The sequence below is a fragment of the Marivita cryptomonadis genome, assembly GCF_002115725.1.
Lineage (GTDB): Bacteria > Pseudomonadota > Alphaproteobacteria > Rhodobacterales > Rhodobacteraceae > Marivita > Marivita cryptomonadis.
In genome coordinates, this window is the sequence record NZ_JFKD01000016.1 from 102,247 (window position 1) to 115,008 (window position 12,762).

Below are 12,762 nucleotides of genomic sequence, written 5' to 3' on the forward strand. Positions count from 1 at the left end.
GCAACCCAGCCGAGTAGCGTTAATCGACTTCGCTGTTCAGGACTGTGTCCAGGCGATCCAGTGTTTCGGCCATGGTGTCGGATTTTTCCTTGATCATCAGGACCATCTCTTTGACGTCCGCCACCTCGGCCTCGATCGCTTCCTGCTTGGTTTTCATGTCCGTTATCATCTTGATCAACCTGACTGCTGCCGTCCCGCCCGGGCCTGAGCCGTCCGGGTCCTCCAGCAGATCCAAGAGGGGATGCAAGATCTGCACGTCCCCACTGATCGTTCTCAACCTGACAGTTAATTTTTCCATCTCGTCCGGGATCTGGTGCACCGGTTTTTCGGTCTTCGTGCTCAACGGGTGGGCTCCCTTTCAAAGATTGTTCGCGCTCGGGTTTGTCATTTTCGACATCGTCGAGAGCCTTTAGGATTTCAGGCGTTCTCAAGAGGACAGCCATGTCCAGGTTGAGGCGCGATCGCGTGAGCTGTCCTGCCCAGTCGATCCGTTTTCTCAAGTTTCCGGGGAAGAAGGCTTCACCCAACACGCTCGGTCGAATCCGGCGCGCCGTGCTCTCGCAGATGAGGCTCGGGTGACCATACAAGTTGACGTCTTCACTTATCCGATACGGGCTTGCCAAGGCTGACAGCGCATCGTTCATGGAATCCAGGTCTTGCGGCCATTTCGTAAGGCCCGCATTGAGGTCATCCGCCAAACGCCGATATTCGGTGTCCCGGTTCAGCCGCCTCAAGGGGACGCTAGCGTAAAGACGAGGTGGTGCGGCCGGTGAGAAATAGTCAGGTATCGGCAAGCCCAGATGCTCTGCCAGCAGCTGGTGAGTTTCCGCTGTATGCGCTTTTGACCGGATCGGCCTAATTTCCCGAAACTCGAAGGTCTCGCGTGCCGCAAAACAGTGGACATGGTCACCGGGGGTGTCGGTATGGCGCGCCATGACCCAAGGGGTCAGTTCAACGGGAAATTGGTGGCGTTTCAACACGAAGCGCATCGAGGCGAGCCACGTCTCTCGATCAAGCCGGATGCCTTCCGGCGCTGACAACGTGATATGAACAAAACCGCAAGCGCCGAACTGTTCGAAATGATCGCGTAACTTTGATGCGGACCGCGCGATCACAGTCCCACCGAGTACCTCACTGCCTTTCCTTAGATCATATCTCGCTAGCTCGACGGCCGAGTGATGCGATGTGAAATGCGGACGCATTACCTTTTTTTCCTCAATTCCGCGATCAGCGCGTCGCACAGACCTTCCCAGGTCCGAACCATGACCTTCACTTGATCAGGGGAGATCGGTGAGTTTTCTGCGTGCGCTGCCGCGCGGATGTCATGCAAGACTTCCGCAGCTTCGCCCATTTGAACGGCCACTTTACTGATGCCATGCGTTCCGTATTGACGCAGCGCGTGAGCCGCGAGGGCGTTCACACTGCGAAATCCATGTTGATGCGCTCTGCGCTCCATCCCGGGGAATTCTTCGTCATGGACTCGAAACTTGATTTCGCGTTTTCCGCCGCGCCCGCTGAGTGGTGTAAGTTCGATCGCCAACCCTACCGGTCCCTTCCATTAAGTGCTGAGACGCCGGGTCGAAACCATCGACCACGGGCTCTCGTCACTGTCCATTATATGCCGGGGGTGCTCCGATCCGAAGTCGAAGGGACCGTATTTCGGGGGTTTATCCCCATAAAAAAATCTGGATGCGTTTCTGCACGGATGGACGTTCATGGAGGGTTTGGGCCCAAACCCTATAGGTTCTCTCGTATGCGCGCACGCGCGTACGAGCAAAAGGGACCGCCCCACCAGGAAGCACGGTCTCCTGACTTGACCCTTCGGTTTTTCATGGGTTCCGGCGATCTTCGTAGAAGAAACGGAGAACGCGATGACCACTGGCAGTACCGAAACATCACTTCCGGGCTCCCTGACACAGGATGGTGGACAGGAGGATTGTAACCTGTTCGCCGACATCAAGGCTGCCGACTGGCTCGTCGAGCGGGTCGGGAGGCATACGAACGACGTGGATCTCAAGGAAGAGTCGAGTGGGTCGGGCTTGCTCGATGATATCCGGGCCATGGATGTCGTAAACATGGTGCTGGCAGAGGCAAACGAACCCCTTGATCGGATGGCTGATCCGATACCCCTGAATTGGGTGAAGAGCGTCGGATGGGTCCGGTCCGGAATACCCGTGGTCGTGCCAGGGAAAACCATAAGGTTCGCGCCTCCCACCGAACAGCCGAGGACCCTATCAGATCGGGCATGCCTGAGCGTGGGGCAGTTCGCTGTATCCACCACAGTCTATGCGCGATGGATGCGTCCACAAAGTCGGGGGCCTCCAGTCTGTAAGGCGCGCCGTCCGTATCGGGTCACCCTTAAATTTCTGAACTACGATCACGCGTCAGTTGCGAACCAACCGGCGCGCTCAGGGGAAGCTTGTTCAAGTCAGCGCGGATTTGACGCCAGCCCGGCATGTGTCGATCAAGCACCGCCACGAAAACGTCGTCATGCCGACGCGACACGAAATGCGCCATTTCATGGAGGATGACGTAATCGAGGCAGACCAGCGGCTTCTTGACCAGATCAAGGTTGACCCAGAGGCGCCGAGTATCCGAATTGCACGATCCCCATTTCGTGTGCATCGCGCGGATGCCCCACGCGGGTTCCGCCACGCTAAGACGGTCGGCCCATTTCGAAACCCGGGGAGCGGCTTTGTCCCGGAGTTCTCTACGATACCATGCGGACATCCACCGCGCTTTATCTGACCGGCTGGCGTCATGGGGGACCACCATGGTGATCCGGTCGGCGCTGTCGACACTGATCTGCCCGGCACGGACCTGAGCCTGTCTGACCCCCAGTCGCAACGGACGCCCGAAATAGTAATGTGTCTCGCCCGATACGTAGAGCCGCTCCGGTTCCCGAGCCTGGTCTGCGAACTGACGCTGCTTGTTCTTTATCCAGCCCAGCCGAGTGACAATCGCCACCCGGATCGCGTCTTCGCTAATAGCCGGAGGCGCCGCGACCCGGACCCGTCCGGCGGGAGGATAGACCCCTATATGCAGGTTTTTGATCGGCTTCCGGACCAGTTCAACCGAAAGACCCGCGACCTCGATCTGCTCAGTATTCATGATGGGACCGGATGATCTCGATTATCTGTTCGACGGCTTCATCGTCGTCAAGAACGTCCGACAGCTTGCGCCGGAGCATCCGCTCTTTCATCTTGTTTCCACGCCACCCGGTCTGGGCGGTTTCACGGATCGCGTGGTCAACCGATTGTGTCCGGGCCTCCTCCTGTCCGAGGTTATCGTACAGGGCTTTGCGCCCCGTCGTGTCCATGCTCGGCGGATAATCACTGCCGTGACCGGCTTTGACCGACCGGACCAGGTCCGCGATCTTTTCCAGATATTCCGCGTAGGCGAGCGCGTCGTCCTTCCGTTTTTTGACGAGGTCCGTCAGCAATTCTGACATGCGTTCATAAAATTTAGGGTTCACCGGCGTTTCGTCGATGATGAGCTTGCGCACGTTGTTTTCGATCGCCTCGGCGACGTTCTCCCGCTTTGCCTTCAAGGAGGGGGGTAGCTCTTCCTCGACGGACGCTCCCTTGCTGGCGACCAGGTCGATCAGGCTGATATCATCGAGATGCGAGATCACGTCGGACCCGTCCGCCTTGATATAGGTGTCGATCAGGTGCCGCATGGCGGGCTCGAATTGTTTCATGTCGACCCCGTCTTCGCTGTGAAGGCGCACAGCGTCCCGGAGCGCGAGCGCGCGATCAACTTCCCCCCGGTACTGGGCGATCTGAAGGTCGTTCACCCCGGATGCCGCCGGGTCTTCAGCAACCGAAGCAAAGGCCCGGGCATAGGCTCCAGCCAGCTTATAGAGCGCCTGGCGGCGGCGGGCTTTCTCATCCGCCTCAGGATCAACCTCCCAGCCGCCCGGGCTTGAAAAATATGCCAAGACCTCGGCATCCCCTTTCGGCTGTTCAACCGGGTCCAGCAGGCCGAACCATGCGTCGCGCGCGGTGGTCAGATCGACGCCAGCCTTCTCGGCCCGCGAAGAAATCAACCCGTCCACATCGGCTGCATCGAACGCGTCGAACGCGCCTGAGGTGTAATCATCAACCGCCGTCTCGATGTTCTTGAACAGATCCTTGTAGTCGATCACATACCCGAAATCCTTATCGTCCCCATCCAGTCGGTTCACCCGGCAGATCGCCTGGAACAGCCCATGATCGCGCATCTGTTTGTCGATATAGATGTAGGTCGCCGTAGGGGCATCAAAGCCGGTAAGAAGGCGGCTGACCACGATCAGCAGCTTCATCTGTGCCGGCTCCTTGCGGAACTTCCGCAGCGCCTCGGTCTCGTACGCCTCTTCGTCTGTCGCAAGGTCCGTCATCAGACGGTCATAGACACGATAGACGTACTGTTTTTCCGTCTCGCCCATCCCGGCCTCTTCGCCGGTCAGTTCCGAAGCGTTTCGGGTGTAGGACGTGACGATCGCGCATTTCCCGGCGAGGTCCGAACCGGAGTTCCGGAATATCTCGAACAACCGACAGGCCTCAGGGATCGAGCCGGCCACCAGCATGGCGTTGCCGCGGCCAGACTTCAGGCGCGGCTTAAGCTCCATGTCCATGATGATGTCGCTGGCGATCTGTTCCAGCCGGTCCTTCGAGGACAGAACCCGCTGCAGCGTGCCCCAGCGTTGTTTAAGGGTCGCCTTGGCGACAGGCGTGAGACCCTTTGTCTTAGCCTCGAACCACTCGTCAATCTTCGTGGGCGACGCTACGCGCTGGTCGATATCGCGCGCCTCATAACGCAGGTCCAGAACCACCCCGTCCTCGACTGCCTCGTTGAAACGATAAGGCGTACCGATATAGGGGCCGAACACCTCAAGCGACGTCTGCTTGTCCGACTTGAGAAGGGGCGTTCCAGTAAAACCGTAGAACACCGCATCCGGAAGGATCGTCGGCATGGCCCGGGCCAGCTTGCCCGATTGAGTCCGGTGTGCCTCGTCGATAAACACGAAGAAAGAGCCGACCGGCGCGCCGATCTGACCGCGCTGGATGTTGGCGATCATCTCGCCCAGTTCATCCTCTTCGCGCCGCCCGAATTTATGCACAAGGGAGGAGACGACACGCTCCTTCGGGTCGGCCAGTGCCGCCAGCAGGTCAGCGCCGGATTTCGCGCGCCGGACCTTGTCGCCGGTGTTGCCGAAGACGGTTTCGATCTGCTCGTCCAGTTCCTTCCTGTCCGTCACCACCAGGATCCGCGCTTCAGGCAGGGCCTCGCGGATCCAGCGGGCCAGCATCACCATGATCAGGCTTTTCCCGGACCCTTGCGTCTGCCAGATGATCCCAGACTTGCGGGCACGAACGGCCTCCTGTGCTGCCTTCACGGCGAAATACTGGTTCGGGCGCGTGACCTTCTTGATCCCGGCGTCAAACAGGATGAAATCGTTGATCAGCTCCAGAAACCGGTCTGGCGTCAACATCTGCGACACATCCCGCTCCAGCGGCATGATGATCTCGCTGTCTTCCTTCCACGCCAGCCAGTAGGGCTGCGGGGTCTGGATCGCGGCGTAGCGCAAACCCTGCATATCGTTCCCGGCGAAGGTGATCTGGACGGTCGTGAAGAAGTGCCGGATGAATTCGGCCCGCTGGTTGTCCAGCGTCTGGCGGATACCCTCGCCGACTTCGACAGTGGATTTCTTCAACTCCACCACGCCCAGGGCGATGCCGTTCACATATAGGACAAGATCGGGGCGTTTGTTGTAGGCCTTCGGGTTCTTCGCGGTGATCGCGACCTCTTCGGCCACGCCCAGATCGTTGGCGGCCGGATGATCCCAGTCGATAAAGCGCACGGTGACCGGGGCCTCGCCGGGGCCGGGGGTGACCTGCATGCCATAGCGCAGCATGTCGAAGGTGGCCCGGTTCGCCTCGAAGAGCTTCAGACCGTCCATCCGGGCCGCGCGCTGCAACTCGGCGATCGCCTTCGTGATGACCTCCGGGTCATACCCACGCGCGGTCAACCAGGGGCGGAGCAGGTCCGGTTCGATATTGGCGTTGCCGGGACGCTGGTGCCAGTCGCCCAGATACCGCCAACCGAGGCCGCCCGCGGCACCCGAGGTGTCGCCGCACATCTGGGCGATCATGCGGTCCTGCGTGGCGCGTTCCGGCTGGCCTATGGTCATGCGTGAATATCCCTTAAAGTAATGTCATACTAATCAGACGAGCCGGACCCGCCCTGTCAAAAGGTTTTGCATCATCCCCTCTTTGACTGCCCGCGCCTTTGTCAGGCGAGACTCGAGGGCCTGAATTTCTGCGTCCATGTCATCTAAGACCGCGCAAATGGCATCTTGCTCGTCGATATCCGTAGGCACGGAAATCATTTCGTCATGGGCATCATTGCGGTTCAGTGTCGGAACCCCCGACCCACTGGCGAACCGCCGTAAATCAATGAAGTCTAGCAGGTAATAAATGAAACGTGGGCTGTTTCCGAAGAAGTTCTTTACCCAGAGCGCCGTGTTATGCGGCCAGTATTTCCCAGCGACGAAGGTGACGTTACCGATAGTCCCAGAGCGCCCGGTTACAACGCCCGGTCCTTCACACATGAACGCGGAATGATTCGCCATGACCCCGTTTGAATACACTACGGGATAGTCGCCATCTCGCCGTATCGAATTCGGTAGATCAAAACCACGTTGAAGCATCGCGACTGTGCCAAGCTTTCGCTGCACCCACTCCCCCGAGAAGCCCGGGAGGCGGCGGCGGGCGGTGAGGAGGTCTTGCATCGCCCCCTGTTTGATCAGGCGCTTCTTCGCGATCACCCGCTCCAACCCCGCGACAACCCCATCCGCATCCGACAAGGCGGCGGCGATGGATTGTTGTTCGTGGAGGGGCGGAAGAGGAAGGGATAACCTGCTGAGAGCGTCAGGGTAAATATGTACGACTGCATCGCCTTGTGCCCGCTGAGCCTTTTGTTTTGCAATAGGAGCAGAGTTGAGCATGTAGGCGAGAAAACGTGGGTCCGGTCCATTAGGGCGGAAAACGATAATATCGCCTCCGACAAATGCCTCATAGTCCCCCAAGAAACCGGTGCATTTACCTATTTCCTCTTTCGTTTCCCCTGACCCGGCAAAAAGGATATCTCCACATTTAATCGGGCGAGCGGATTTACTGATTTCTGGAGAAATGAAAGAACGGTGCGCCCGCAAAATTTCGGGGTGGTCAGTATATAACTCGCCGTATCGAACCGCTGGAATTTCACCACTCAGGGCTTCATCTTTGCGAATGCCCGCGCCTTTGGCGAAACTCCCGAGAGCTCCGAGATTAACGAGTTCCCAGTCATCGGGTATTACGTCATTCATACGGCCACCCCCATCGCTGCGCAGGGGAATCGCTTTTGTAGCCGTCAGGCCGCGTGAGGGGGCTTGCGTCTGAGCCGAGGTTGGATTCTGTGGTGTAGGGCAACCTTACGGAGCCCTTTTGCCGATGCAGATTTTCCTGTCCGCCTTCGAAGATGTCCCTGATCAACGCGCCAGCAACGCGCGCCATGACCTTGCCGAATTGCTAGTGATCGCCTTCGTCTCGGTCCTTTGTGGAGCGAGCTCCTGTGCAGAGATGGCAGCGTTTGGTCGCGCAAAAGAGCATATTTTCAGGGACTTCCTGAAGCTGAAGCATGCAATCCCATCACATGACACCTTCTCGGATGTCTTCCGCATGATCGACCCCAAGGCATTGGACGCGGCCTTTGGAAAGGTTCTTGCCAACGTTGCGGCGTTGCTCAAGGACGGTGATGTGATTGCCATCGACGGTAAGGCCCTGCGTGGGGCCCGCGATGCGGGAGAGAGTGCTCGGACGCGGATGATGGTCTCGGCTTATGCGGCGCGGCTGCGCCTGACGCTTGCCAGCGTACCGGCTGATCGGGGCTCGGAACTGGAGGCCGCGATCGAAGCGCTCGGCCTGATCGCGCTGAAGGGGAAGGTGGTGACCGCCGATGCTCTGCACTGCAATCGCCGTACGGTTGAGGCGATCAACGCGGGTGGTGGCGATTGGTGTCTCGCCCTGAAGGGCAACCAGGAGTCGCTTTTGTCCGATGCGCGCGGTTGCTTCAGCGGCGTGATCGATCCTCGGCAGCAGGCGACGACCGAAGAAAAAAATCACGGGCGCAAGGAGGTCCGAAAGGCGACCATCGTATCGGCCAAGGCATTGGGAGAATACCATGAATTCCCAGGGTTGAAGGCGTTTGGACGGATCGACGCAAGCCGCGAAGTAGATGGAAAGGTGACTTCTGAGACGCGCTATTTTGCGCTGTCGTGGTTGCCTACGCCTGACATCCTTCTCGCCACGGTCCGGGATCACTGGCTGATCGAAAACGCCCTGCATTGGCAGCTTGACGTCTCCTTCCGGGAAGATGCCGCACGCAACCGCAAGGATAACGCCCCGGGCAACATCGCCGTGCTTCGGCGACGTGCCCTCGATGTCGTCCGTCAGGACAAGTCGAAGTCGTCACTCTCGATCAAGCTCAAGCGTGCAGGCTGGGATGACGCCTTCCTGCACTCCATTCTTTCAAACATTGCAGAGGCTTAGCGCCAAAAGCGATTGCCCTGCATCGCTGCGAGATGCCCGGCCACCCGCGCCTCCAGTGCGGCCAGATCCTCTATGATCTGCGGCAGGGTTTGCCCGTAACGTTCGGTCAGCACCCGCACGCGGGCGGTCAGCCCTTCGGTCCGCGCCTCGACCTCCGCCCCGATAGCCGCCGTGATATCGGCCAGCCACTTATCGTGGACCACAAGGGTGCGGATGTCGTCCTCGGTCAGATCCGGGTATGTCTTGAGCACTGCCTCGATCAGTTTCGCCTCGGCCTCTTTCGCGGCCTTCTTCGCCGCAGCCTCGGCCGCGATCAGCTTGGTGGCCTGTTTCAACAGGGGCCGTTCCTCGTCATCCGCTTCGCCGGATTTCTCGCGCGCCTTCACCGATGCGGCGGTCAGCTTGCCCGTATCGGTCAGCGCGTCGGCCAGCAGCCCGCCCTCGGCCCCATTTTCCTCGGCCAGTTCCTCGATCTCCCGGCCCAGTTCCTCGGCCTTGGCGGTGGCGGTGTCCAGCGCCTCCTTGAGGTCTGGAAAGAAGCGGTCGACGATAAGCGCGGGGGGATCACATCAGCCACGAGCCGGACCTTGTTCACGGTCAGGTCGCCATCCTCCAGCCACTTCGTCTTGCCGTCCTTGACCTCCTTGCGGGTCTCGCGAAGATCCCGCGCGGCCAGCCAGCCCCCGCCCGAGATGATGAACACATCGTCCTGCATGCTGTCTGACCAGTAGGACATGAGGCGCTGATAGGCCTCGTATTTATCCACCAACGGGGCCGGTTCGAACCGGGTCAACATATCCTCGGCGACTGTGTGGATCAGGTCGCGAGGGTGATCACCAGGCTGGATACCCGACAGGGCAGACGTATTCGCGTCGATCCAGCCATTCAGGATTTCCGCGATCTGCGCGCGGAAGGCGGCGAAATCCGCGTGGTTCCGGATCGTGCTGCGCACCTTATCGGGGGCGACCAACGGGTCGGCATACCCGGGCCGCGGGTTCGGCCCAAAGAGCGTGGCGCGTAGAGTGGGCATTACGGCCCAGAAATCATCCAGCGCATCGATGTCCCGCTCGGGCACGCCGCCATGCAGGTGGGCGGTGATGTCCTGCAGATCCTCGGGGTCGGAGCCGTCAATGTAGCGGGGGATGTTCAGGTTAAAATCGTTGCGGGTGATCTCGGTATAAGGGACCAGCCGAGAATAGCCGGGGATTTCCTGTGCGCGGGTGAAGGCGTCGATGATCTTATGGATGTCCCGCGCGCGCAGGCGGTTTTTGTTCCCGTCCTTGATGAACTCCTTGGAGGCGTCGATCATGAATACGGGCCGGTCCGCCCGGGCCTCGGATTTGTCGAGAACGATGATCGAGGCAGGGATGCCCGTGCCGTAGAATAGGTTAGCCGGTAGGCCGATTATCCCCTTGATCAGCCCGCGCTTCAGGATCTTCTCGCGCAAGCGGGACTCGGCATTGCCCCGGAACAGGACGCCGTGCGGCAGGATCACCGCACCGGACCCGGTGGCCTTCATCGAGGCGAGGATGTGCAGAAGGAACGCGAAATCCCCGTTCTTGGCGGGTGGGTCACCATCGACGAAGCGGTCGTACTTCGTTTCTTCAGTTAGGCCCGAGGCCCACGCCTTGGCCGAGAAGGGTGGATTAGCGACCACAAAATCGAAAGTCTGAAGGGTGTGTGCGTCAGTCAGGAAATGCGGCTCGGCGATCACGTCGCCCTGGGCGATCTCGGCTGTCTCACGGTTGTGCATGATCATGTTCATGCGGGCGAGACCCCGGGTAGCGATGTCCATCTCCTGCCCGAAGATGGTGATGGGGACGCGGGCGGTTTCGGCGGCCTTGAGGAGCAGCGAGCCCGAACCACAAGTCGGGTCATACACCGTCTGACGTGGACTGGTGGCCCGGTCCACGCCTGCCACGGCCGCGACGACACGCGAAACCTCGGCCGGGGTGTAGAACTGGCCCTTCGACTTGCCAGCTTCGGTCGCGAAGTTCCGCATCAGATATTCGTAAGCATCGCCAAGGATGTCGTCGCCGTCAGCGCGGTTCTTTGAGAAATTCAGCTCCTCACGGCTAAAGATGTTGATCAGCGCGGTCAGCGTGTTGATCATCTTTTGACCGCGCCCAAATTTCTCGGGGTCGTTGAAGAAGGCCCGGTCGATCACACCCGACAGATCGTTTTCCTCGGCGATCCGCGCGATGATGGTGTCCATCTCCTCGCCGATGTTCTTTGACCCGCGCAGGGCTTTCATGTCGTTGAAGGAGGACCCCGGCGGCACCTCGATCAGCGCATCCGGCTGACCGGCCCGGTCCGAGACGTATTTCACGAACAGCAGCGTAAGGATGTAATCCTTGTAGAGCGAGGCATCCATGCCGCCTCGAAGCTGGTCACAGCTCTCCCACAAGGAGCGGTAAATGTCGCTTTTCTTGATGGCCATGCTGCCCCCCGTTAATCCGTTTCTTATGGTTTCACATAGGAATAACCGGGACTTCTCCCGAATGACAGTGTGGATAGCCCGTGGGCGCCGGAGTGGCTGCATTATTACGAGATCTGGCATCTGGACGGCGTTTGGCGCGGATCGAACGCGCCCGGCCCGATCTTCGCGGGCGAAACTCTGAGACAGAGACACGAGAACGCAGATGGCACGGGGATCTAGTCCGGGGCAGAAGGAGAGAATTCTCGTCTGGGGGCGAGCCGCCGGTCGCTGCCAGTATCACGGGTGTGGAAAGCGTCTCGATGGTGATCTGGTGACCGGAGATTTGTCCAAGAACAAAGCTTACTTGGCGCACATCATCGCTTCCTATCCGGGGGGCGTGCGCAGTGATCCGGTCCTGTCGCACCAGCTTTCGAATGATCCGAAAAACCTGATGTTGATGTGTGACCCCCATCACCGCGAGATCGACGACCCGGCCAAGGTCGCTCGATATACCGTGGACGTCCTGCGGGAAATGAAACTGGCACATGAGGAACGCGTCGAGCGGCTCCTTGCGAACCCCAATGCGATACCGGCGCATGTCCTTCGGATCGCGGCGGCCATCGGAGACAACGAGACGGCGATCCCGGTCCGGGACTGCATAGAGGCAATGACGCCGGATTTCACTCTCGCGGATCGGCGACCGATCGACATCAAGGTGCGCGACATCGCCCGGAAGGACAGCGATCCGCGCTATTACCCTATCGTCATCGACGCCCTCCGGACGAAGTTTCAGCGGGAGTTCAAGGGCAGGTTCGCGGACGGGGAACTCGAACATCTCGCGGTGTTCGGGTTCGCGCCCATACCCGTTCTCATCGAGCTCGGGGTCCTCTTGTCGGATCTGTCGGCGGTTTCGGTCTATGGGAGACATCGAGAGCCGAAACCCGGATGGGCTTGGCCGGATGATCGCGAGCCTCTTGAGTTCAAGTGTGTTCACGGGGCAGGGGGTCTCAAGAAAGTGGCCCTGAAACTCTCCGTGACAGCGGGAATTACCGATGATCGCATCACCCGGGCACTACCGGGTGAGCCGGTTTCTATCTGGGAAATCCGAAGCAGTCGGCCGGGCGCGAGCGAACTTCGAAACAAAGACGATCTCTCACGGTTTCGCGAACTTGTCGGAAAGACCTTTGACGCCATCAAGGATCAGCATGGGATGGATGTAGAGCTTTCGGTTTTTCCAGCGGTCCCCGTCCCATGTGCCATTGAACTAGGTCGCGCGTGGCAGCCCAAAGCCCACCCCCCGTTCCTAATTTACGACCAGGTTCCGGATCGGGGGTTTGTTCTGCGTCACAGCGTCGTGTGACGCCCTGCTTGGCTCAACGCGATGTTCCTTACACAAATCGGAAACAGATCCGGGCATTGCCGGGGCGGTCGTATCCGCCCCGGCCAGTTTTTCTCAAAGCCCGTACTGCTCACGCGCGTAGTCACCCAGGCCGACCGCATCGAGCTTGGCGAGGGGCGCTAGGAAGGTGACCTGGATCACACCGGGCGCGCGGCCGATCTCGATCGCGCCGTTCACCGTGGCGCGGTTGCGCACCTCGGCCACGGTCATGTCGAGCAGAGCCGCCGCGCGGGACAGGCCGTTCTCGATCGCCGCGTTCAGGTTCGCCGCCGTGCCGATCACCGAGACCGGAGCCAGCGGCTCGATCTCCGTCACGCCCCATTTGTCGGAAAGCCGGCGCCCCTTGACCATCTCCGACTCGGAGAAGGGCTTCG

At 59.8% G+C, this 12,762-nt stretch carries 10 protein-coding genes and 2 pseudogenes; 3 read left to right on the top strand and 9 right to left on the bottom strand.

Annotated features, from left to right (window positions below):
- Positions 1 to 19: 19 nt before the first annotated feature.
- From MCRY_RS17040 to MCRY_RS17060, 6 genes and pseudogenes are all read right to left on the bottom strand, one after another.
- The gene (locus tag MCRY_RS17040) at positions 20 to 343 is read right to left on the bottom strand and encodes a hypothetical protein (RefSeq protein ID WP_085632074.1); all 324 of its coding nucleotides are present in this window, start codon (positions 341 to 343) and stop codon (positions 20 to 22) included.
- A 484-nt stretch (positions 344 to 827) separates the two neighbouring features.
- Positions 828 to 1,202: pseudogene (locus MCRY_RS23635) on the bottom strand (relaxase/mobilization nuclease domain-containing protein); the annotation flags it as partial.
- Positions 1,202 to 1,540, bottom strand: a complete 339-nt coding sequence (locus MCRY_RS17045) for a hypothetical protein (RefSeq protein ID WP_085632076.1) — start codon at positions 1,538 to 1,540, stop codon at positions 1,202 to 1,204. The pseudogene MCRY_RS23635 and the gene MCRY_RS17045, both read right to left, overlap by 1 nt.
- Before the next feature lie 818 nt (positions 1,541 to 2,358).
- Positions 2,359 to 3,111: a M48 family metallopeptidase gene (locus MCRY_RS17050; protein ID WP_085632078.1), complete on the bottom strand. Its 753-nt coding sequence runs from the start codon at positions 3,109 to 3,111 to the stop codon at positions 2,359 to 2,361.
- Positions 3,101 to 6,172 carry a type I restriction endonuclease subunit R gene (locus MCRY_RS17055; protein ID WP_085632080.1) on the bottom strand — a complete coding sequence of 1,024 codons (3,072 nt, stop codon included), beginning with the start codon at positions 6,170 to 6,172 and terminating at the stop codon, positions 3,101 to 3,103. The genes MCRY_RS17050 and MCRY_RS17055 overlap by 11 nt, the downstream gene beginning before the upstream one ends.
- 33 nt (positions 6,173 to 6,205) lie before the next feature.
- Positions 6,206 to 7,348, bottom strand: coding sequence for a restriction endonuclease subunit S (locus MCRY_RS17060; RefSeq protein ID WP_085632082.1), 1,143 nt, complete (start codon positions 7,346 to 7,348; stop codon positions 6,206 to 6,208).
- Positions 7,349 to 7,472: 124 nt separating this feature from the next.
- Between MCRY_RS17060 and MCRY_RS17065 the strand changes: the two genes are divergently transcribed.
- A complete protein-coding gene (locus MCRY_RS17065; RefSeq protein ID WP_085632084.1) occupies positions 7,473 to 8,570 on the top strand; it encodes an ISAs1 family transposase in 1,098 nt (365 codons plus the stop codon).
- Here MCRY_RS17065 and MCRY_RS23240 read toward each other — a convergent pair.
- Positions 8,567 to 8,956 (bottom strand): hypothetical protein, encoded by a 390-nt coding sequence (locus MCRY_RS23240; RefSeq protein ID WP_217808234.1) that lies wholly within the window; start codon positions 8,954 to 8,956, stop codon positions 8,567 to 8,569. The genes MCRY_RS17065 and MCRY_RS23240 overlap by 4 nt on opposite strands.
- A 29-nt stretch (positions 8,957 to 8,985) precedes the next feature.
- A complete protein-coding gene (locus MCRY_RS17070) occupies positions 8,986 to 11,010 on the bottom strand; it encodes a type I restriction-modification system subunit M (RefSeq protein WP_217808235.1) in 2,025 nt (674 codons plus the stop codon).
- A 69-nt stretch (positions 11,011 to 11,079) separates the two neighbouring features.
- On the opposite strand from MCRY_RS17070, the gene MCRY_RS22975 reads away from it, so the two are divergent.
- Both MCRY_RS22975 and MCRY_RS17075 read left to right on the top strand, forming a co-directional pair.
- The gene (locus MCRY_RS22975) at positions 11,080 to 11,229 is read left to right on the top strand and encodes a type II CBASS E2 protein (protein WP_176234519.1); all 150 of its coding nucleotides are present in this window, start codon (positions 11,080 to 11,082) and stop codon (positions 11,227 to 11,229) included.
- The gene (locus MCRY_RS17075; protein WP_085632085.1) at positions 11,213 to 12,349 is read left to right on the top strand and encodes an HNH endonuclease; all 1,137 of its coding nucleotides are present in this window, start codon (positions 11,213 to 11,215) and stop codon (positions 12,347 to 12,349) included. The genes MCRY_RS22975 and MCRY_RS17075 overlap by 17 nt, the downstream gene beginning before the upstream one ends.
- A 93-nt stretch (positions 12,350 to 12,442) precedes the next feature.
- Here MCRY_RS17075 and MCRY_RS17080 read toward each other — a convergent pair.
- Positions 12,443 to 12,762, bottom strand: a pseudogene (locus tag MCRY_RS17080) (acetamidase/formamidase family protein); the annotation flags it as partial.